Consider the following 19,661-nt stretch of genomic DNA (forward strand, 5'->3'; position numbering starts at 1 on the left):
CGTTCCGGTAACCATGTCGCGACATGCCGAACTCGACCTCCCGTGCCCTGGCGACGTTCATCGGGGCGATGCTCGGGATCCTCGCCATCCTGGTGGCGGCGAGTCTCGGCGGCATCGCCTCGGTCAACGTCATCCGCGGCTATGCCAGCGGCGGCACCTACTACGCCAAGGGACACCTGAGCGCGGTCGCCGCCCTGCGGCGGTATGCGGCCACCGGCAGCCCGGAGGACCTGTACCGCTATCGCGAGGACATCTATGCGCCGTACTCCGACGGAGTCGCGCGCGAGCTGCTCGAACAGACCGACATCCCGATCGACAACAGCTACCCGTTCCTGGTCGGCGGCAAGAACCACCCGGAGGACGCCCCGGGGATCGCGATCCTGTTCCGGATCTTCCGGACCACGCCGTTCTTCGCCCCGACGGTTTCGGTGTGGCGCGAAGCGGACCGGGAGGTGCGCCGGATCGACGAGCTGGCGGATGCGCTGCAGCGGTCCTGGGCGACCCGTCCCGGCGACTCCGCCACCCGGGCCCGGCTGCTGTCCGAGATCGAGGCCACCGATGCCCGGCTGCTGGCACTCGAGGACCGGTTCGCCTGGCAGCTCGGCCAGGCGGCACGGTACATCACCCGCCTGCTGTACGCCGGGCTGGCCGGCCTCGCCGGACTGCTGGTCGTCCTGGTGCTGGTCCTGGGCTACCGCACCCAGCGCCGGCTCAATCTCGCAGAGCGCACCATCCGGGAACGCGAGGAGCGGTTCCGCGACGTTGCCGACATGGCCGCCGACTGGATCTGGGAGACCGACGCCGACCTGCGGTTCACCTACCTGTCGGACCGGGTCGAGGGCGTGGTCGGGCTGCCGAAGGAGAGCCTGCTCGGCAAGACCCGCTTCGACCTCGTGCAGAAGGAGGGCGACGCGTCCTGGCGCCAGCACCTCGACGACCTGACGGCCCGCCGGCCGTTCCGCGGCTTCCAGTACTCGCTCCGTCTCCGGTCCGGCAAACGGCGCCACTTCCGGCTCAACGGGAAGCCGGTGTTCGATGCCGACGGGCGGTTCGCCGGCTATCGCGGAACCGGCTCCGACGTGACCGACGAGGTCGAGGCCCAACGCGCCATCGCCGACAACAGCGCGCTGCTGCAGACGGTCTTCGAGAACATGACCCAGGGCATCAGCGTCGCCGGCCCCGACCTGAAGATGGTGGCGTTCAACGAGCGCTTCCTGGAGCTGCTGGACTTCCCGAAGCAGCGGTTCGGCATCGGCACGCCGTTCGAGGACTTCATCCGCTACAACGCCGAGCGCGGCGACTACGGCGAGGTCGACGTCGACGCCTATGTGGCCGGGGCGGTGGCTGCCGCCCGCCGCTTCGAGCCGCACCTCGTCGAGCGGACCCGGCCGAACGGCACGGTCCTGGAGATCCGCGGGCAGCCACTGCCCGGCGGCGGCTTCGTGACGACCTATACCGACATCACCGAGCTGCGACGGGCGACCCGCGAGCTGCAGGCCGCCAAGGTCACGGCCGAGGCGGCGAACCATGCCAAGAGCGCATTCCTGGCCAATATGAGCCACGAGCTGCGCACTCCCCTCAACGCCGTCATCGGCTTCGCCGACTTGATGGCCGAGGAGAAGTTCGGGCCGCTCGGCGACCGCTACGCGACCTATGCGCGGGACATCCGCCAGAGCGGCCAGCACCTGCTCGCGGTCATCAACGACATCCTCGACATCACCCGGATCGAGGCCGGGCGGATCGAGCTCTCGATCACGCCGATCCCCCCCGCCGGCGTGGTCGACGGCTGCTTCCGGATGATGCGCCAGCGGGCCGTCGAGGCCGGGATCACGCTGCGGAACGAGGTTCCGGCGGATGCCCCGCCACTGCACGCCGACGTGCAACGGGTGAGACAGATCATCCTCAATCTGGTCGGCAACGCCATCAAGTTCTCGCCGGCCGGCGGCAGTGTCGAGGTGCGCTATGTCGACACCGGGAACAGCCACGGCCTGAGCGTCGCCGACCACGGCATCGGCATGCCCGCCGGCCAGATCGACGACGCCTTCCAGCCGTTCGCCCAGCTCCACGCCGGGTTCGGCCGCAAGTACGAAGGGGCCGGGCTCGGCCTGCCCCTGGTCCGCCGGTTCATGGAACTGCACGGCGGCAGCGTGACGATCGCGTCCGACGTCGATGCCGGCACCACCGCGACGATCCTGTTCCCGAAGCCGGTCGACACCTCAGGGCGCGCCGTCAGCGCCGCCGGCGGGGATTGAAGCCCACCCGCGGGCAGTCGCCGGACGTCCGCTCAGCTTCCCGGCCCGGCCGTCGGCAGCGGCAGCACCATCGCATAGTCGCCGCCGTCCCGGATGGCGTCGCGGATCGCGGTCAGCGACGCCTCGGGCCGTCCGACCCCGGCGAACAGGCGCACGTACGGCCCGGCCACGGTCTTGACCTCGACGAAGGTCGGGGTCTCGCCACCGAGGATCGCGCGGTGGCGGGTCTGGAGCACCTCCCAGCCGCGCAGCGCCGCGTCGTGGGTCCGGTAGGACGCCAGGTGCACGCCGTGATCGGCGCCGCCGTCGTCCGGCCACCCCAGGCCGCTGGTCCGCAGCTCGAGTCGCTCGAACCGGGCGCGAGCCGCGGCCTCCGCCCGCTCGCGGTCGGTCAGCAACTGGGCGACCGCGCCGGTCATTGCGTCGAGATCGCTTCGCAGCGCGCCGAGCTCGGCACGGTCGGCCGCCGACAGTTCGGCCACCGGTGCCGGCGCGGGCGCTGGGGCGGGCGCCGCGGCGCGCGCCGGTTCCGGCGTAGAGGCCCGCCCCCCTCCGGAAACCCGGCCGAACCCGGGGTCGGCGATCGACGGAACCCGGCGCACGACATCGTCCAGGCGGTCCTCGAGCGCCTTGGTCCGGCTGTCGATCTCCTGGGTCCGGGCGGCGATCGCCTGCTGCTCCGACAGCATGGTCTCGGTCCGGCGCTCGACGAACCTGGTCTGCCAACCCTTCTCGGCATCGAGCGCCTCGGCGACCGCCGCCGCGATCTCCTCGCGCCGCTCGCTCGGCGACTGCAGTAGCGATTCGGCCCCGCAGCCGGCCGTCGTCGCGGCCAAAGCCAGCGCCCAGATCAGTCGCCGCACCGCACCAGTCCTCCGTTCCACGGCCTCGATTTGTCGGTCCATCGTAGCAACCGGCAGACACTTTAGGAATCCGTCACGGACGCCGGCGCCGACGGAGTCCGCGGCGTCACGGTTGAGATCGCCCGAGCGGGCCGGTACGATCCGCCATCGAGGAGAGGAGAAGTCCGGTGCCGCGCTACACCCCTGGCCCCTGGAAGATCCGCCCGAACGGGGAGTTGTGGTCGTACAGCCGCGGCGGCGCGCCGCAGCAGATCGGCACGATGTACTGGTCGGGCAAGAGCGAGGAGCGCGACGGCAACGCCCGCATCATCGCCGGTGCCGCCGACCTGTGCGAGAGCCTCGACGAGCTCATGCTGATCGTCTCACAGCCCGAGGTGGTGTCGGCGATCCAGTCGAGCCCGCGAATTGCCGCGAAGTCCCGCATGATCATCGAGAACGCCCGGACCTCGCTCGAGGAAGTGACCGGCAAGCGCCTGCCCGAGTGGCCGAAGCGCGATCCGCACGACCGGCGCCTGGAATCGAGCTGAGAGCGGGCGGGTAGGATGAACCTGCGCGACCTGCTCGGGTTGGTGGCCGGCAGCAGCGTCGAGGACTGGACGATCCTGTTCCGACCGACTTTCCGGCATCGGGTGGTCGCGACCACCAAAGCGGACGGCAGCCCGGACAGGCTGCAGTCGGACGAGCATCTGGTGGCGTTCAGCTACCGGCCGAACATCGCCGTCACCATGGCCTACGGCCTGGTCGAGCAGGGCGCCTACACCCTGCCGCCCAGCAACCCGTTCGCCCAGGAGAACGCCCGGACCCGCCACCTCGACATCTTCCTCGAGGGGCGCCTGGCGCACCGCGAGACCGTGGTCGCGGTCGACCGCCAACGCTGCCTGCTGCCGATGCCGCGCGACTGGAACCCGCCGATCGCCATTCCGGTGATGCAGTACAGCCTGGTCCGGCTGGTCCACGACCTCGCCGGGCCGCCGACCGACTACGACGAATACTTCGCCAACGCCGGCATGAAGCGGTCCGACACGCCCTGGCCGTGACGCGGCGGGCCGGCGCGAGGAACGGTCAGAACCCCTTGCCCATCATGTCGCCGGCCTTGATGATCAGGTACAGGATACCGAGGCCGCCGATCAGGATGACGGTCAGCCACAGCGACGCCTTGACCGCGACCGAGATGTCCTTGTGGTGTTCCTTCTTGTAGCGCTGCCTGGCCCGCGGCTCGACCGCCGGTTTGGCCGCCGGCGGGGCAGCCTCCGCGGCCTTGGCGGCCGGCGGCGGCGGGGGCGTCTTCTCGCGGGGCGCCTTCGAGGTGTCGAAGACGACGATCTCCTTCCCCTCGCCGGTCTTCGGGTCGAAGGTATCCTTGACGACCTTGACGCCGTCGAAGCGCTTCTCGCCGTACAGCTGCTTGGCCACCTCGATCGCGGAGTCGCGGTCAGGATAGGTGGAGTCGATGACCCACTGGCCGCCCTTCAGCGTGTGCACCTCGTAGAGACTCTGCGCCATCCCAACCCTCGCCCGACCCACCGCCGCGGACCGGCATTCTAGTGGCTCGGACGCCCCCCGTCAGCCCAAAGGTCGGCCCGGAGGTCGCCGCCGAATGCCCTGGCCGCAAACGCAAAAGGCCCCGCCGGTCTCCCGGCGGGGCCTCTCCGACCTGATGCGGCGGCGGCGGTTACTCGCGATTGCCGAACAGCTGCAGCAGCATGATGAACAGGTTGATGAAGTCGAGGTAGAGCCGCAGGGCCCCCATGATCGCCTTCTTGCCGGCGACCTCGGAACCGTCGAGCTCGTCGTACATCTCCTTGATCGCCTGGGTGTCGTAGGCGGTCAGGCCGACGAACACCAGCACGCCGATCACCGAGATCGCGAACTGCAGGGCGGTCGAGCCGATGAAGATGTTCACGATCGACGCGACGACGATGCCGATCAGGCCCATGAACAGGAACGACCCGAAGCGGGACAGGTCGCGCTTGGTGGTGTAGCCGTACAGGCTCATCCCGCCGAAGGTCGCCGCGGTGATGAAGAACACCCGCGCGATGCTCTCGCCGGTGAACACCACGAAGATCGACGACAGCGACAGCCCCATCAGGCCGGCATAGACGTAGAACGCGACCTGGGCGGCGCCCAGCGACATCGACTGGATGCGCGCCGACAGGAAGAAGACCATGACCACCGGGGCGAACATCACCACCCACTTCAGCGGCGAGCCGTAGATCGCCATGCCGAACGCGGTGGGCGCGCCGCCCTGGAAGGCCAGCATCACGGTGCCGTACGCGACCAGCCCGGTCAGCACCAGCGCGGCCGTCATGCGGTTGTAGACGCCGAGCATGTACTGACGAAGACCGACATCGTACTGCGCGACGTCGGCGTCTGCCCGGCTCATGTATCTGCGATCATAGTCCATCTGAAACCCCATCCTGTGCCGACACGGTCGGAGACACATGGAAGATAAGGTGGCGAACGAGCACGTTCAATATGGGGACGACCGCATCGTGGACCGTCGCCGCCGGTTTTGCGGCCGTCGCCAGCACGCGCTTGCGGGACGGCCGGCCGGACGCTACCTGAAGGGCGGCTGAAGGAGACGGCAATGGACCCGGAACGCCTGCTGAAGCGCCTGTCCGCGGCGGGAACCGACGCCGACTACGAGCTGGACCTCCGGGGGCTCGACCGCGCGCATGCCGAGGAGTCGGTGCGCCGCATGCTGGAGCGCAACCGCTTCACCGAGCCGCGCAGCATCCGGGTCCGCCTGCAGGCACCGCCCTCAGGCGGCGGCGAGACGCTGTTCCAGCCGATCGGCCGGCTGCTGCTCGAGGCCCGCCGGCACGGCCTGTTGAGCCGGCTGTCGCCGCTGCCGCCGGAGACCGGCGTCGGCTATCGGATCGAAACCGTCGGAAAGGCCGGACACGACTGAGCCCCGCCGGACGGCGCGGCGCTATTCCGCCGCGGCCGTCCGCGCCTCGCGGCGGGTCAGCTTCGCGCTCTCGCTCTTGAGCTGGCCGCAGGCCGCCAGGATGTCGCGGCCGCGCGGGGTGCGGACCGGCGAGGCGTAGCCCGCCCGCAGCACGACCTGCGCGAACCGCTCGATGGTGGCGTCGTCCGAACACTGGTAGCGCGACCCCGGCCACGGGTTGAACGGGATCAGGTTGATCTTGGCCGGGATGCCCTCGATCAGCCCGACCAGCCGCCGGGCGTCCTCCGGCGCGTCGTTGACGCCGGCCAGCATCACGTACTCGAAGGTGATGCGCCGCGCGTTGTTGACGCCGGGGTAGGTCCGGCAGGCCTCCAGCAGCTCGGCGATCGGCCACTTCCTGTTGATCGGCACCAGTTCGTCGCGCACCGGGTCGGTGGTGGCGTGCAGCGAGATCGCCAGGTTGACCCCGAGTTCGGCGCCGCAGCGCGCCATCATCGGCACCACCCCGGAGGTCGAGAGCGTGATCCGGCGCTTCGACAGGGCGATGCCCTCGCCGTCCATGATCACCTTGAGCGCCGAGGCGACGTTGTCGAAGTTGTACAGCGGCTCGCCCATGCCCATCAGCACGATGTTGGTGAGCCGCCGGTCCGGCGCGCCGGTCGGGTAGCCGCCGAGATGGTCGAGCGCCACCAGCACCTGGCCGACGATCTCGGCGGGCGTCAGGTTGCGGACCAGCCGCTGGGTGCCGGTGTGGCAGAACGAGCAGGTCAGGGTGCAGCCGACCTGGGAGGAGACGCACAGCGTGCCGCGGTCCTCCTCCGGGATGAACACCGTCTCCGCCTCGTTGCCGTCGGCGAACCGGAGCAGCCACTTGATGGTGCCGTCGACGCTGTCCTGCCGCGTCACCACCGCCGGCCGCGAGATCCGGAAGGTCTCGGCCAGCCGCAGCCGCAGCGGCTTGGCCAGCGTCGTCATCTCCCGGAAGTCGGTGACGCCGCGATGGTACAGCCAGTGCCAGATCTGACCGGTGCGGAACTTCGGCAGGCCGATGCCGGCCAGCACCTCGGTCAGCGCGTCGCGCTCCAGGCCGATCAGGTCCGGGCGCGAATCGGCCGCCGCGGCGGCCGGCCGGCCGGCGAAGGCCAGCAGCTCGGCGCGCGCGTCGGAGGCGCTCGACGGAGAGTTCGCGACGACGGAGGACATGGCGACAACATATGCGTCGCCGGACCGCGCGACGCAAGGGCTGCGGTGCTTCGGCCCGCGATTTGGCGGACCGCTACTTGGGGCAGGTCTTGTCGATGACCTTCTTGGTCGCGGTGAAGCCGATCAGCGAATAGGTGTCGACGGTCTCGGTGCCGCGGGCGGACATTCCCTTCACGATCATGTCGGCGCCGTTGATCATCGCCTCGACCATGTCGCGGTCGTCCTCGGGGCCCTGGGTCCAGGCCTTGTCGGCCTTGTCGGGGTCCTCGGCCTTGGTGAACAGCTCGAAGGTCCTGCCGCCGATCGCGACGCTGACCGTGCTGTTCTGCCTGAACGGATAGCCGGCGACGAAGCTGACCTCGCCGCGTCCGCCGGTGGTCGCGTCGTTGGTCACGAGCGCATACGCGTTGCCGCGCCGGGTGTAGTCGCCGGCCGATTTCTTGGGGGCGCTCGCCATGTAGCAGACCGTGACGTCCCCCTTCTTGAAGGTGTAGGCCTTCCAGTCGCCGTTCTCACCGCCCGGGATGACGGTCTGCGCGCTCGCCGCGCCGCCGATCACCACCAGTCCGAGCCATACCAGAGAGCCAACCGCCCTCGCGCGCATCCGCCGCATGGTCCCTCGCTCGTCCGTTCTTCTAAGACCGCCGGGAATGGCATGCCACTCCCGGCGCAGGAATTCAATGCGGGCGATCGGGCGACATCGTGGCACGGGCGTGACCGCCCCTACGCAACGCCGGTTGCGGCCCTCGGGCGGCTGCCGCAGAGTCGGACCTATGGAGACGACCCCTAACACGGACGCCACCGGCGGCCGGCACGACGGCCTCGTCGAGGCGATCGCAGCGACCGGCGACCGGCCCGCGTTCGCCGAACTGTTCGAGCACTTCGCCCCGCGGCTGAAGGCCTACCTGATGCGGCTCGGCAGCGACGCCTCGACCGCCGAGGAGGTCGTGCAGGAGGTCATGCTGACGGTCTGGCGCAAGGCCGCGAGCTTCGACCGGCGGCAGGCCTCGGCCGGAACCTGGATCTTCACGATCGCCCGCAACCGGCGTATCGATCGGCTGCGCCGGGAACGCCGGCCGGAGTTCGATCCGAACGACCCGGCCCTGGTGCCCGAGGGCCCGGCCGACGCCGACCGGACGGTGTGGGCCGGGCAGATCGAGGGTCGGGTGCGGGCTGCCATCGAATCATTGCCGCCGGAGCAATCCGATTTGATTCGCCGTGCGTATTTCGAGGACCAGTCTCACCGGGAGATCGCCGAGACCAGCGGACTGCCGCTCGGCACGGTGAAGTCCCGTATCCGTTTGGCGATGCAGAGGCTGCGCGAGAGGATCGACGACCTTGGCTGACGCCGTGCCCACCTTCCACCCCGAACCCGAGACGCTGCTGGGGTATGCCGCCGGCAGCCTGGACGAGGCCAGTTCGGTCCTGGTCGCGACCCATCTCGCCCTGTGCCCGCGATGCCGCGCCGAGGTGCGTCGGCTGGAGACGGTCGGCGGCGCCCTGACCGGATCGCTCGAGCCGGTGGCGCTGGCGCCGGACGCCCTGGCGACGGTCCTGGCCCGGCTCGACGAGCCGGAAGCCCCGGCCCGGCGCCCCGCCGGCCCCGCGTTCGACCGGGAGACCCTGTTCTCGGTACCGGCGCCGCTGCGCGACTACCTCGGCGGCAACCTGTCGTCGCTCCCGTGGCGCTGGCGGGGGCCGTCGATCCGCGAGCTTCCGCTGGCGATCGGCGACGGCGGCCCGCGCGCCTCGCTGATCCGGGTGCGCCCCGGAACCGCGCTGCCGGCGCATACCCACACCGGCGCCGAGACCACGCTGGTGCTGTGCGGCGCGTTCGTCGACGACGGCCAGAGCTTCGCGCGCGGCGACGTCTCGATCGCCACCAGCGACGACGATCACCAGCCGGTCGCGACGCCGGACGCCGAATGCCTGTGCTTCGCGGTGGTCGACGGTCCGCTCCGGCTCACCGGCCCGATCGGGCGGCTGTTCAACCCGTTCCTGAGGCTGTAGCCGGCGCCGTCCCGATCAGCCCCAGACGCTCGAACGGGATCTCCGGGTAGTAGGCACAGAGCTCGCGGATCCGCCGGTGGACAGGGTCGGGCAAGGCGGCGCCGCGGCCGACTTCTCCGACGTTGAACAGCGTCTTGTCGCGGAACTCGCCGTTCACCCTGTCGACGACGCCCTGCACGGCCTCCGCCTCGACGGCGAACCCCGCATGCTCGAGCACGCAGCGGACCGCGGTCTCGGAGTCCCGGCGCAGCAGGTCGTAGGTCAGCCACAGCGTGTCGATGTCCGCGTGCCACCACGTGGCGATGAAGTTCACCACCCACGGCACGTAGAAATCCAGCAGGAACCGGTACTGGCGGTCTTCGTCCCAGGTCTTGAACCGGCTGTCCATGTAGAACTGCGGCGCGACCGGGCGCCGGCCGGCGAAGTGGTCGCGGGCGCTGACCAGGGCATCCGGAATGCTGCGGACCAGGACGGTGGTCGCGATGTTGTAGTTCTTGACCGCGAAGTCGGTCGACCGGTTGGCACGGACGTGCTGCTGGGCGACGAAGAACCGCTCGCGCTTGCGGTTCAGGATCATGAAGTCGAGTTCCTGCTCGCGGCGGTCGTGCAGCGGCGACAGCTGCACCGCATCGAGGAACTCGAAGCTGCCCAGCAGCACCCGCAGCCAGCTCGATCCGCTCTTCGGGATGCACGCGATCAGGATGTTGGCCCCGTCGCCGGCCGGCTTCGGCGCGGCCGCCATGACGCCCAGCGCCTCGGCCAGCAGGCCCCGCCGGCGCAGCACCTTGGCCAGCCGTTTGTAGGCGTCCCGGTCGGCCCCCGGCAGTCCGACCGCCGCGCGATACTCCGCCTCGGCCTCTTCCAGCAGGCCGACTTGCGCCAGGACCTTGCCGAGCGATTCGCGTACCCTGGGGTTGTCGGGATACCGGTCCCGCCCGGCCCGCAAGGTCGCCAGCGCTTCCTGGATCCGGGCCGGATCGGCGCCTTCGGGCAGCGACATCTGGTCGGTCAATGCGCCTGCTCCGTCCGGTGGTCGCTCGTCGCGACGCCAGACCCCACCTGCCCGCAACAGTGGTCGCCCCGGGCTCCCGCCGTCAAGCCTGCCTAGAGGTCGGCACGCGCCGCCGCGGTGGCCCGGGCGTTGCGCTTGCGCTCTTTCTTGACCCACAGCGGCGGGCCGAACTGCGGCATGGGCACCGGCTCGACCGGCCCGCCCGGGCGGTGCGGCCGCGGGGCGAACAGCCCCATGCAGATCATGCGGTCGTACATCACCATGGCGCCGGCGATCGCCAGGTTGATCGAGAACCGCGACGGAATCTTCACCACGTGGTCGCAGCGCTCCAGCAGCTCGGGCGACAGCGAGCCGCGCTCGCGGCCCAGCACGTACGCCGCCCGCCGGGGATGATGGAAGCTCGGCAGCGGTATCGCCTCGTCGGTGATCTCGATGCCGACCAGCTCGCACCCCTTCGGCAGCATCACCTCGTCCGGCCCGCCGAACTCGTAGTAGGGCAGGCTGCCGGTCGCGTCCGAGGTGTCGACCCGGCCCCATTGGTGGCCGGCGTGCACCCGACCGATCGAGAACACGAAGCTGGCGCCGAAGGCATGGGCGGTGCGCATCAGCGCGGCGACGTTCATCGCCTTGGAGATGTCTTCCGCCCCGATTCCGAAGTATCCACGCATGGCGCGCGACCTTGCCCGACGACGGCTCCCGAGGCAAGGTGAGGCCCCTTTCGCCGGAGACCCGAGAGATGAACGACACCGCCCCCATCGCCGCCCCCGACGGCTCGGTCCTGCGCGTCCACGCCGGCCGTCCCGACAGCCCGATCGCCGTCGAGGTCACCCGCGGCGGCATGGTGGAGAGCGTCCACCGGGTGATCGCCGCGGTGGTCGACGCCGACGGCAAGGTGGTGTCGTCCTGGGGCGACGCCGACCGGCTGGTCTACGGCCGGTCCGCCATCAAGCCGATCCAGGCCCTGCCGGTGCTGGAGAGCGGCGCCGCCGACGCCTACGGGCTGGACGAGTCCGAGGTCACCCTGTGCTGCGCCAGCCATTCCGGCGAGCCGATGCACGTCGAGCGCGTGCTGGCCTGGCTCGAGCGGCTGGGGCTGACGGCCGACGACCTGGAGTGCGGGCCGCAGATGCCGAGCTACGAGCCGGCGGCACGCGCCCTGATCCAGGCCGGCGTCGCGCCGACCCGGGCCCACAACAACTGCTCGGGCAAGCACAGCGGCATGCTGACCACGGCCCGCCACCTGGGCGAGCCGACCAGGGGCTACAGCGGCGACGACCACCCGGTGCAGAAGCGCCTCAAGGCGGTGATGGCGGAGATGAGCGGCTGCGACCTGTCGGGTGTGCCGACCGGCTACGACGGCTGCGGGATTCCGGTGTTCGGCGTCCCGCTGAAAGGCCTGGCCACCGCGATGGCGCAGTTCGCCGACCCGTCGAGGCTGGCCGCCGGCCGCCGGGCCGCGGCCGAACGCATTGTCGCGGCCGCGGCCAAGAACCCGCTGCTGATCGCCGGCACCGACCGCTTCAACAGCGTGCTCCTGACCGAGACCGGCACCAGCTGCCTGCTGAAGAGCGGCGCCGAGGGCGTGTTCGCCGCCGCCGCCACCGGCAAAGGCCTCGGCATCTGCCTGAAGGTCGACGACGGTACCGGCCGGGCCGCCCAGGTCGCGATCGGGGCGATCCTGGGCCATATCGGGGTCCTCGACGCCGACGCCCAGCGCCGGCTGGCGAACGCCCTGACCCCGCCGATCCGGAACTGGGCGGGCCGTCTGGTCGGGGTCGCGCGCCCAGCTCCCGACCTCGCGTTCTGACCGGCCGCTTTCGACCGCGATGACATCGATCGACGACCGCGTACGCGAGCAGTACGAGTCCTACCCCTATCCGCACCGCGACCCGAAGGACGAGCACAAGCGCCTGATCGAGGGCTCGCCGAGCGACCTGGACGAGATCCGGCACTACGTGTTCGGCGGCCGCCTCGATCTCGACCGGCCGTTCCGGGCGCTGGTCGCCGGCGGCGGCACCGGCGACGCCGCCATCATGCTGGCCCAGCACCTGGCGAGCGCCGGCGCGCGCGACGCCGAGGTCGTGTATCTCGACCTGTCGACCGCCTCGCGGCAGATCGCCGAGGCCCGGGCGGCCGAGCGCGGCCTGACCAACATGCGGTTCGTCACCGGCGTGATCGAGGAGGTCGCGACCCTGGCGCCGGGACCCTACGACTACGTCGACTGCTGCGGCGTGCTGCACCACCTGGCCAGCCCCGAGGCCGGCCTCGCCGCCCTGGCCGCGCAGGTCGCGCCGACCGGCGGCCTCGGCCTGATGCTGTACGCGACCTACGGCCGGTCCGGCATCTACCCGGTCCAGGAGGCGCTGGCGCAGCTGGTCGACGACCTGCCCGACAAGGAGCGCCTGGCGGCCGCCCACCGGCTGCTGGCCGGACTGCCGGCGAGCCACCTGCTGAACCGCAACCCGCAGGTCAGCGACCACCGCAAGGGCAAGGACGCGCACCTCTACGACCTGCTGCTGCACCGTCGCGACCGCGCCTACCGGGTGCCGGAACTGGTGGAGCTGCTGGCCGGCGCCCGGCTGGAACCGCTGGCCTGGATCGAGCCGGCCCGCTACGCGCCCGAGACCTACCTGAGCGACCCGATGCTGCGCCAGCGCGCAGCGGCACTGCCGCCGGTCGAGCGCGCCGCCCTGGCGGAACGGCTGTCGACCACGATCGGCAAGCACATCCTGTACGCCGGGTTCGTCGACAGGCCGCCGGTTCCCGCACCGGATCCCGGCGCCGACGACGCCGTGCTGGTCCTGCGCGGGCTCGACCCGGCGGCGGTCGCCAAGGGACTGAAGCCGGGCGGCATGCTGCGCTCCGATATCGGCGGCGCCACCTACAAGGCGCCGCTGCCGCCGCTGACCACCGCGATCGTGCTGCGGCTCGACGGGGTCCGCACGGTCGCCGGGATCCGCGAATCGATCGCCGCCGCCGGTATCGCGGTGCCGGAGCCGGCCGGCTTCGCCGACCAGATGCGCCGGCTGTACGCGGCCCTCAACGGCATCAACCGGATCCTGGTCCGCCGGGCCGGCTGACCCCGCAAACAAGACGGCCGGACCCGAAGGCCCGGCCGAGTCGATGACCACAGGGATGGTCTCTGGGGAACGCCCGGCGTGCGAGCGCCGGGTAGGGTGGGAGCGGGCACCGTCCCGGTACCGACGGAGGGGGGATCCGCCAGCGGGGTAACCGGGGAGTCGGACGGTGCCCGTAGGCTGGAAGGTCCCGCCGGGACCTTCGTCGCGTCGCCGGTCAGGCCGACCAGAACGGCTTGTCGGCCTCGGCCTGGGCGTCGGCGCGGGAGACGCCGATGTCCTTCAGCATGCGGTCGTCCATCTCCGCGAGGTCGGTGCGCTGCTTGAGGCGCTCGCCCCACGCCGCGAAGACGGTGAACGGAGCCGCCAGAATGCGCTCGGCGATCGACGGCTGGGCTCCGCACGCGGCGGAGGCCCCGAACATCGGGCGAGCGGTCGCGATCAGGAACCGGCTCATGGGAACCTCCTTCATATTTCCTTAACGATCAGGACGGGGGACGAAGGTGGATAACCTTCGTAACCTGTTTTCTGGTGGGATATTTATGGCTGGGTCCGCTTGCCTACAAACGATAGTTTCTCATATGATCCATTAGCTTTATTAATTCGAAAGAGGGTCGCTTGAGGCGCCTTCCCCCGCTCAACGCGCTGCGTGCCTTCGAGGCCGCCGCCCGCCATCTCAGCTTCACCCGGGCGGCCGGAGAACTGAACGTCACCCAGGCGGCGATCAGCCACCAGATCAAGGCGCTGGAGGAATGGCTCGGCATGCCGCTGTTCCGGCGCCGGAACCGGGCGCTGCTGCTGACCGACGCCGGTCAGGCCTATCTGCCGCCGCTCCGGGAGGCGTTCGACCGGATCCGGGACGCCACCAACAAGCTGCGCGAGCGCGACAAGAGCGGCGCCCTGACCGTCGGCACCTTCACCAGCTTCGCCGCCAAATGGCTGGTGCCGCGACTCGGCCGGTTCGCCACGGCGCACCCCGACATCGAGGTCCGGCTGGCGATCAACGACGTCCTGGTGGACTTCGCGGCCGACGCCGTCGAGGTCGCCATCCGCTACGGCCGCGGCGACTGGAAGGGCCTGCACGCCGAGCGGCTGATGACCGAGGTGGTGTTCGTGGTGTGCAGCCCGAAGCTGCTCGACGGCCCGGCCCCCCTGACCCGTCCGGAGGATCTGCGCCACCACACCATGCTGCACGACGACCTGCCGGAGGACTGGGACACCTGGCTGGAGGCGGCCGGGGTCGGCACCATCAAGGCCAGGCGCGATCTCGCGTTCAACCACTCGGAGATGGTGCTGCAGGCGGCAATCGACGGGCTCGGCGTGGCCCTGGGCCGGAGCGTGCTGGTCGCGGACGACCTGGCCGCCGGCCGCCTCGTCAAGCCGTTCGACCTGGAGCTGCCGACCCACGCGGCCTACTACCTGGCCTGCCCCGAGGGCACCCAGGACCGCCCGAAGGTCAAGGCGTTCCGGGACTGGGTGATGTCCGAGGTCGCGCGCGACGGCGCCGCGGCCGCGGCCGGCTGACCGCCCGCTACGCCTTCTTCTCCGATGCCGGCGCGGCCGGCGCCGCGAAGATCCGCTGCATCGCGGCGTTGATCCGCTCCATGTCCTCGGCCGAGGGCTGCACCGGGCTATCGGCGAAATCCTTGCCGGCCTTCAGCTCGCGCCCGCAGATCTCGATATAGACGTCCATCAGCTCGCGAAACGCCGAGAACGACTTGTTGCCCAGGGTGCTGGAGCGGACCTCGAACACCGAGACGATCGCGCCCATCCGGCGCACCATCGCATCCAGTTCCTTAAACCGTCCGGCATCGAACGCCACGAGATCCTCCGGGTCACGCCAATCCTCAGGGGCGGGAATATAGGCGACCGGGTCGGGCGCCGTCACGCGCCACCGCATGTCGCCGGCACCGGGGGTGCGGCGGCTCCCCTGAGCCTCTAGACTGTCGGCCGGCGCGACCGGGCGCCGCGGTCCCCAAACCCCGCGGAGAATCCGGAATGGGCTTGATCCGCCAACTGTTGATCGTCGGCCTGATCGCCGGGCTCGGCGTCCTGGCCTGGGAGACGCTCGAGCCGCTGAACGGACAGGAGCCGCCGGCGCGTTCCGGAACCGGCGACCGCGAGCGCCGCGCCGCGGTGGTCGCCGCCCGGGTCGGCTTCGTCCCCGAACGGGTCCGGGTGAAGGCGGTCGGCACCGCCCGCGCCCATCGCTCGGCGCGGCTGCATCCGGCGGCGGCCGGACAGGTCGAGACCATCAACTTCGCCGCCGACCGCCGGGTGGCGCAGGGCGACGTGCTGCTGGAGCTCGACCGGGCGACCGAGGAGCTGGCGGTCGACCTGGCCCGGGTGCGGCTGGCCGACGCCGACCGGGTGTTCCGCCGGCTGCAGCGCCTGAGCTCCACCGGCGCCGCCGCCCAGGTGTCGCTGGACGACGCCCATACCGCGCTGGAGGCCGCGCGGATCGAGCTGAAGCGCGCCGAGGTCGCCCTGGCGGACCGGTTCGTGCTGGCGCCGTTCGCCGGCCATATCGGCCTGACCGAGATCGAGGTCGGCGACCGCGTCGACGAGGACACCGAGATCGCGACCCTCGACGACCGCTCCAGCCTGCTGATCCGGTTCGAGGTACCGGAGGCGCTGCACGGCCGGCTGGGGGTCGGCGCCGCGGTCCGGGTCACGCCCTGGGCCGACGACGAGAAGCCGCTGAACGGCACGGTCGCCGACGTCGGCAGCCGGGTCTCGGAGCGCACCCGGACCTTCGTCGTGCGCGCCCGGATCGCCAACCCCGACGACCGCCTGCGGCCGGGCATGAGCTTTCGCGTCCGGGTCGACGTCGAAGGCAGGCGGTATCCCGAGGTCCCTGAAATCGCGATCCAGTGGGGCGGCGAGGGCTCCTATCTGTGGGTCGTGACAGACGGCGCCGCCCACCGGGTCCCGGCGGTCATCCTGCAACGCCAGGGCGGCAAGGTGCTGGTCGAGGCCGGCCTCCGCGAGGGCGACCTGGTTGTGGTCGAGGGCCTGCATCGCATGCGCGACGGCGTGCGGGTCGACATCCTGCCGGCGGTGCCGGTCGAGGCCGAGCCGCTGCCGGCGCGGATCCAGGGCGCCGGCTCGTGAACAGCGGACCGACAGCCGAAGGGGCGGGCGCCGACCTGCCGTCGCTCAGCGTCCGCCGGCCGCTGCTCGCCCTGGTGCTGAACCTGCTGATCGCGCTCGCCGGGGTGGCCGCGATGCTGGCGGTCGAGGTCCGCGAGCTGCCGAACGTCGACCGGCCGATCGTCACGGTGCGCGGCATCCTGCAGGGCGCCTCGCCGGAGACCATGGACCGCGAGGTCACCAGCCTGATCGAGGGCGCCGTGGCCCGGGTGAACGGGGTCCGCGAGATCCACTCGTCGAGCGAGGAGGACAATTTCCGCATGCGGATCGAGTTCGGCCCCGGCGCCGATCTCGACACCGCCGCCTCCGACGTCCGCGAGGCGGTCAGCCGGGCCCAGCGCGAGCTTCCCGACGAGGTCGAGCAGCTGACCGTGGTGAAGGCCGACGCCGACGCCAGCCCGATCATGCGGCTGACGGTCCGCGGCCGGGAGCTGCGCCCGGACGACCTGGCGGAGATCGTCGAGCACGACATCGTGCCGGAGCTGATCTCGATCGACGGTGTCGCCGACGTCACGCTGTTCGGCGACCGCGAGCGGCAGGTCCGGGTGGTGGTCGACCCGCTGCGGCTGGCCGCCCACCGGCTGGCGGTGGCCGACGTGATCGCGGTGCTGGAGCGCGCGCCGTTCGACATCCCGGCCGGCAGCTTCTCGTCGGACGAGCAGGAGCTGATCGTGCGGGCCGACGCCACGGTCGAGACCGCCGCCGAGATCGCGGCGATGGTGATCCGCGACCCGGTACGGATCGGCGACGTGGCCGCGGTGTCGTTCGGCCCGGCCGACGCGGAGAGCCTGGTCCGGGTCGACGGCCGGCCGGTCGTCGGCCTCGGCATCGTGCGGCAGGCGCAGTCGAACACGGTCGAGATCTCGACCCGGGTGCGGGCCGCCGCGCAGGCCTTGAGCGACCGCTTCGAACGGGTCGAGGTCATCGTCACCTCGGACGACGCCCTGTTCATCCGCGGCTCGATCCGGGAGGTCGCGATCAGCCTCGGCCTGGCGGTGCTGATCGTGATCGCCACCCTCTGGCTGTTCCTCGGCTCGCCCAGCGCCACCCTGATCCCCTGCGTCTCGATCCCGATCGCGCTGATCGGCTCGGTGGCGGCGATCTGGCTGCTCGGCTTCTCGGTCAACATCCTCACCCTTCTGGCGCTGGTGCTGGCGACCGGCCTGATCGTCGACGACAGCATCGTGGTGCTGGAAAACATCCAGCGCCGCCGCGGCCAGTCCCTGGGCGCCCGGGCGGCCGCCGTGCTCGGGACCCGCCAGGTGTTCTTCGCGGTGATAGCCACCTCCGCGACCCTGGTCTCGGTGTTCGTGCCGATCTCGTTCCTGCCGAGCACCGCCGGCCGACTGTTCCGCGAGTTCGGCTTCGTGCTCTCGGTGGCGGTGCTGATCTCGTCCTTCGTGGCCCTGACGCTGGTCCCGGCGCTGGCCGCCCGGCTGGGCGACGGACCGCCGTCGCCGCGCGGGCTCCGGGCCGCGCTCGCCGGGATCGGGGATCGGCTGCTCCGGTGGTACGCGCGCAGCCTGCAGGTTGCGCTGGCGGTGCCGGTGCTGGTGGTGGCGGCGGCGCTGGCGGCGGCCGGCGGCGCCTGGCTCGCCTTCCAGCATCTCGACCACGAGCTGCTGCCGCCGGAGGACCGCGGCGTGATCTACGCGTTCGGTACCGGGCCGGACGGCGTCGGGCTGGAGTACAGCGACCGCGAGGCGCACCGCATGGAGGCGGTGCTGCAGCCCTATGTCGACAGCGGCATCATCGAATCGCTGTTCACCATCGTCGGCCGCTACGACCGGCACCGGGTGTTCATCGCCGCGCCGCTCGCCCCGTGGGACCGGCGCGACCGCAGCCAGCACGAGCTGATCGCCGAGATCGACGCCCGGATGAAGGAGATCCCGGGGATCCGGATCCGGGTCTACGGAACCAACAGCCTGAACCTGCGCGGCGCCGGCAGCGGCGTCGAAGGGGCGCTGGTCGGCAACGACTACCTGCGACTGTACGAGGCCGCCACCGGCCTGGCCCGGCGCATCGAGGACCGCATCCCCTACCTCTCGGACGTCCGGGTGTCCTACCAGCCGACCCAGCCGCAGCTCTCGGTGCGGATCGACCGACGGCGGGCTTCCGACCTCGGCATCCCGCTCGACGACCTGGCCGAGACCCTCAGGGTGATGATCGACGGCTACGAGGTCGCCGACCTGAACGTCCGCGACGAGAGCGTCCCGATACGGCTGGAGCCGCACGGCGGCCGGATCGACGATCCGAGCGACCTGGTGAACCTGTATGTCCGTACCGAGGCCGGCGACCTGGTCCCGCTTTCCAGCCTGGTGACGCTGCGCGAGGAAGGCGTGGCCAACGAGCTCGACCGCCACGTCCACCGGCGCGCCGTCGAGATCGACGCCGACATCGCGGCGGGGGTGCCGCTCGACCGCGGGATCCGGGACGTCCGGGAACTGGCGGCGGAGACGCTGCCGGAGGACGTCGACTTCATCCTGCTCGGCGAGGCCGAGGCGCTGGAGGCCGCCGATCGCGAGGTGGCGATCACCTACGCGATCGCGGTGGTCGTGGTGTTCCTGGTGCTGGTCGCCCAGTTCGAGAGCGTGACCAGCGCCGCCATCGTGCTGCTGACGGTGCCCTTCGGGGTCGCCGCCGCGGTGTTCGCGCTGCTGCTGACCGGCACCTCGGTCAACATCTACAGCCAGATCGGCCTGGTGATGATGATCGGGCTGATGGCCAAGAACGGCATCCTGCTGGTCGAGTTCGCCGACCAGCTGCGCGATCGCGGCCTGTCGGTGCGCCGGGCGGTGGAGCGCGCCGCGGTCGTGCGGCTCCGGCCGATCGTGATGACCATGGTCTCCACCGTGCTCGGCGGCCTGCCGCTGATCCTGAGCGGCGGCCCCGGCGCCGAGGCCCGCGGCGCGATCGGCTGGGTGGTGTTCGGCGGCCTCGGCCTGGCCGCGGTGTTCACGCTGTATCTGACGCCAGTCGTCTATCTCGGTCTCGCCGGGCTGTCGCCGGCCCGCGCCCGGGCCGGCGAGCGGCTGCGGCGGGAGATGGCGCACGCCGAGACCGTGCCGGACACTGCCGAGGCCGGCGACTGACCGCCGCCGCCGGACGCACCGGGCTTCCGCCACCGACGCCGCTTCGTCTATCCTGTTGGCCGCGAGGCCGGACACGGCAAGGGCCGGA

At 71.1% G+C, this 19,661-nt stretch carries 20 protein-coding genes; 11 read left to right on the top strand and 9 right to left on the bottom strand.

The features are described from left to right. Window positions 1-23: 23 nt before the first annotated feature. Window positions 24-2,252 carry a PAS domain-containing sensor histidine kinase gene (locus IE246_RS17715; RefSeq protein ID WP_189992072.1) on the top strand — a complete coding sequence of 743 codons (2,229 nt, stop codon included), beginning with the start codon at window positions 24-26 and terminating at the stop codon, window positions 2,250-2,252. A 32-nt stretch (window positions 2,253-2,284) separates the two neighbouring features. Here IE246_RS17715 and IE246_RS17720 read toward each other — a convergent pair whose 3' ends face one another. Next, window positions 2,285-3,115: a hypothetical protein gene (locus IE246_RS17720; RefSeq protein WP_189992075.1), complete on the bottom strand. Its 831-nt coding sequence runs from the start codon at window positions 3,113-3,115 to the stop codon at window positions 2,285-2,287. 167 nt (window positions 3,116-3,282) lie between these two features. On the opposite strand from IE246_RS17720, the gene IE246_RS17725 reads away from it, so the two are divergent. After that, window positions 3,283-3,642, top strand: coding sequence for an XkdD/Y8K6 family phage-associated protein (locus IE246_RS17725; protein WP_189992076.1), 360 nt, complete (start codon window positions 3,283-3,285; stop codon window positions 3,640-3,642). A gap of 15 nt (window positions 3,643-3,657) precedes the next feature. Then, entirely contained in the window at window positions 3,658-4,152 is a 495-nt protein-coding gene (locus tag IE246_RS17730; protein WP_189992078.1) for a hypothetical protein, read from the top strand. A gap of 25 nt (window positions 4,153-4,177) precedes the next feature. Here IE246_RS17730 and IE246_RS17735 read toward each other — a convergent pair whose 3' ends face one another. Together IE246_RS17735 and IE246_RS17740 are read right to left on the bottom strand one after the other, a co-directional pair. Further along, window positions 4,178-4,618, bottom strand: coding sequence for a hypothetical protein (locus IE246_RS17735; RefSeq protein WP_189992081.1), 441 nt, complete (start codon window positions 4,616-4,618; stop codon window positions 4,178-4,180). A gap of 169 nt (window positions 4,619-4,787) precedes the next feature. Then, entirely contained in the window at window positions 4,788-5,498 is a 711-nt protein-coding gene (locus IE246_RS17740; protein WP_229837355.1) for a Bax inhibitor-1/YccA family protein, read from the bottom strand. A gap of 204 nt (window positions 5,499-5,702) precedes the next feature. Here IE246_RS17740 and IE246_RS17745 point away from each other — a divergent pair, with 204 nt between their 5' ends. After that, the gene (locus IE246_RS17745; protein ID WP_189992086.1) at window positions 5,703-6,026 is read left to right on the top strand and encodes a hypothetical protein; all 324 of its coding nucleotides are present in this window, start codon (window positions 5,703-5,705) and stop codon (window positions 6,024-6,026) included. A gap of 21 nt (window positions 6,027-6,047) precedes the next feature. Here IE246_RS17745 and rlmN read toward each other — a convergent pair whose 3' ends face one another. Together rlmN and IE246_RS17755 are read right to left on the bottom strand one after the other, a co-directional pair. Continuing rightward, window positions 6,048-7,229 carry a dual-specificity RNA methyltransferase RlmN gene (gene rlmN, locus IE246_RS17750; RefSeq protein WP_189992088.1) on the bottom strand — a complete coding sequence of 394 codons (1,182 nt, stop codon included), beginning with the start codon at window positions 7,227-7,229 and terminating at the stop codon, window positions 6,048-6,050. A gap of 73 nt (window positions 7,230-7,302) precedes the next feature. Further along, window positions 7,303-7,842, bottom strand: a complete 540-nt coding sequence (locus tag IE246_RS17755; RefSeq protein ID WP_189992090.1) for an invasion associated locus B family protein — start codon at window positions 7,840-7,842, stop codon at window positions 7,303-7,305. 160 nt (window positions 7,843-8,002) lie between these two features. Here IE246_RS17755 and IE246_RS17760 point away from each other — a divergent pair, with 160 nt between their 5' ends. Then, window positions 8,003-8,575, top strand: coding sequence for a sigma-70 family RNA polymerase sigma factor (locus tag IE246_RS17760; protein ID WP_189992091.1), 573 nt, complete (start codon window positions 8,003-8,005; stop codon window positions 8,573-8,575). Next, window positions 8,568-9,239, top strand: coding sequence for a ChrR family anti-sigma-E factor (locus IE246_RS17765; RefSeq protein ID WP_229837356.1), 672 nt, complete (start codon window positions 8,568-8,570; stop codon window positions 9,237-9,239). Before IE246_RS17760 ends, IE246_RS17765 begins: the two co-directional genes overlap by 8 nt. Here the strand turns inward: IE246_RS17765 and IE246_RS17770 are convergent. Both IE246_RS17770 and IE246_RS17775 read right to left on the bottom strand, forming a co-directional pair. Beyond that, window positions 9,217-10,251, bottom strand: a complete 1,035-nt coding sequence (locus tag IE246_RS17770; protein WP_189992094.1) for a tetratricopeptide repeat protein — start codon at window positions 10,249-10,251, stop codon at window positions 9,217-9,219. The two genes, IE246_RS17765 and IE246_RS17770, sit on opposite strands and share 23 nt — an antisense overlap. Before the next feature lie 92 nt (window positions 10,252-10,343). Beyond that, complete coding sequence (locus IE246_RS17775) at window positions 10,344-10,919, bottom strand: RNA methyltransferase (protein WP_189992096.1); 576 nt, start codon at window positions 10,917-10,919, stop codon at window positions 10,344-10,346. Window positions 10,920-10,987: 68 nt separating this feature from the next. Between IE246_RS17775 and IE246_RS17780 the strand changes: the two genes are divergently transcribed. Next, complete coding sequence (locus tag IE246_RS17780; protein ID WP_189992098.1) at window positions 10,988-12,058, top strand: asparaginase; 1,071 nt, start codon at window positions 10,988-10,990, stop codon at window positions 12,056-12,058. Window positions 12,059-12,077: 19 nt separating this feature from the next. Then, the gene (locus tag IE246_RS17785) at window positions 12,078-13,331 is read left to right on the top strand and encodes a methyltransferase (RefSeq protein ID WP_189992100.1); all 1,254 of its coding nucleotides are present in this window, start codon (window positions 12,078-12,080) and stop codon (window positions 13,329-13,331) included. Window positions 13,332-13,545: 214 nt separating this feature from the next. On the opposite strand, the gene IE246_RS17790 is transcribed toward IE246_RS17785, so the two are convergent. Further along, on the bottom strand, window positions 13,546-13,785 hold the full coding sequence (locus IE246_RS17790; protein ID WP_229837357.1) for a DUF1127 domain-containing protein: 240 nt from the start codon (window positions 13,783-13,785) through the stop codon (window positions 13,546-13,548). Between the two features lie 161 nt (window positions 13,786-13,946). On the opposite strand from IE246_RS17790, the gene IE246_RS17795 reads away from it, so the two are divergent. Next, on the top strand, window positions 13,947-14,852 hold the full coding sequence (locus IE246_RS17795; RefSeq protein WP_189992102.1) for a transcriptional regulator GcvA: 906 nt from the start codon (window positions 13,947-13,949) through the stop codon (window positions 14,850-14,852). Window positions 14,853-14,859: 7 nt separating this feature from the next. On the opposite strand, the gene IE246_RS17800 is transcribed toward IE246_RS17795, so the two are convergent. Further along, on the bottom strand, window positions 14,860-15,150 hold the full coding sequence (locus IE246_RS17800) for a hypothetical protein (protein WP_189992104.1): 291 nt from the start codon (window positions 15,148-15,150) through the stop codon (window positions 14,860-14,862). A gap of 176 nt (window positions 15,151-15,326) precedes the next feature. Between IE246_RS17800 and IE246_RS17805 the strand changes: the two genes are divergently transcribed. Beyond that, a complete protein-coding gene (locus IE246_RS17805; protein WP_189992106.1) occupies window positions 15,327-16,442 on the top strand; it encodes an efflux RND transporter periplasmic adaptor subunit in 1,116 nt (371 codons plus the stop codon). Next, window positions 16,439-19,573, top strand: a complete 3,135-nt coding sequence (locus IE246_RS17810) for an efflux RND transporter permease subunit (RefSeq protein ID WP_189992108.1) — start codon at window positions 16,439-16,441, stop codon at window positions 19,571-19,573. Before IE246_RS17805 ends, IE246_RS17810 begins: the two co-directional genes overlap by 4 nt. Window positions 19,574-19,661: the final 88 nt, after the last annotated feature.

Origin of the sequence: Thalassobaculum fulvum (assembly GCF_014652915.1) — a bacterium.
In the GTDB taxonomy this organism is placed as follows: domain Bacteria; phylum Pseudomonadota; class Alphaproteobacteria; order Thalassobaculales; family Thalassobaculaceae; genus Thalassobaculum_A; species Thalassobaculum_A fulvum.

What these genes read in the sequence shown, in the direction of transcription:
- IE246_RS17715 (WP_189992072.1), top strand. Translation starts at nt 24, where the DNA reads ATGCCGAACTCGACCTCCCGTGCCCTGGCGACGTTCATCGGGGCGATG.
- IE246_RS17730 (WP_189992078.1), top strand. Translation starts at nt 3,658, where the DNA reads ATGAACCTGCGCGACCTGCTCGGGTTGGTGGCCGGCAGCAGCGTCGAG.
- IE246_RS17735 (WP_189992081.1), bottom strand. Translation starts at nt 4,618, where the DNA reads ATGGCGCAGAGTCTCTACGAGGTGCACACGCTGAAGGGCGGCCAGTGG.
- IE246_RS17740 (WP_229837355.1), bottom strand. Translation starts at nt 5,498, where the DNA reads ATGAGCCGGGCAGACGCCGACGTCGCGCAGTACGATGTCGGTCTTCGT.
- IE246_RS17745 (WP_189992086.1), top strand. Translation starts at nt 5,703, where the DNA reads ATGGACCCGGAACGCCTGCTGAAGCGCCTGTCCGCGGCGGGAACCGAC.
- rlmN (WP_189992088.1), bottom strand. Translation starts at nt 7,229, where the DNA reads ATGTCCTCCGTCGTCGCGAACTCTCCGTCGAGCGCCTCCGACGCGCGC.
- IE246_RS17755 (WP_189992090.1), bottom strand. Translation starts at nt 7,842, where the DNA reads ATGCGGCGGATGCGCGCGAGGGCGGTTGGCTCTCTGGTATGGCTCGGA.
- IE246_RS17760 (WP_189992091.1), top strand. Translation starts at nt 8,003, where the DNA reads ATGGAGACGACCCCTAACACGGACGCCACCGGCGGCCGGCACGACGGC.
- IE246_RS17775 (WP_189992096.1), bottom strand. Translation starts at nt 10,919, where the DNA reads ATGCGTGGATACTTCGGAATCGGGGCGGAAGACATCTCCAAGGCGATG.
- IE246_RS17780 (WP_189992098.1), top strand. Translation starts at nt 10,988, where the DNA reads ATGAACGACACCGCCCCCATCGCCGCCCCCGACGGCTCGGTCCTGCGC.
- IE246_RS17785 (WP_189992100.1), top strand. Translation starts at nt 12,078, where the DNA reads ATGACATCGATCGACGACCGCGTACGCGAGCAGTACGAGTCCTACCCC.
- IE246_RS17790 (WP_229837357.1), bottom strand. Translation starts at nt 13,785, where the DNA reads ATGAGCCGGTTCCTGATCGCGACCGCTCGCCCGATGTTCGGGGCCTCC.
- IE246_RS17805 (WP_189992106.1), top strand. Translation starts at nt 15,327, where the DNA reads ATGGGCTTGATCCGCCAACTGTTGATCGTCGGCCTGATCGCCGGGCTC.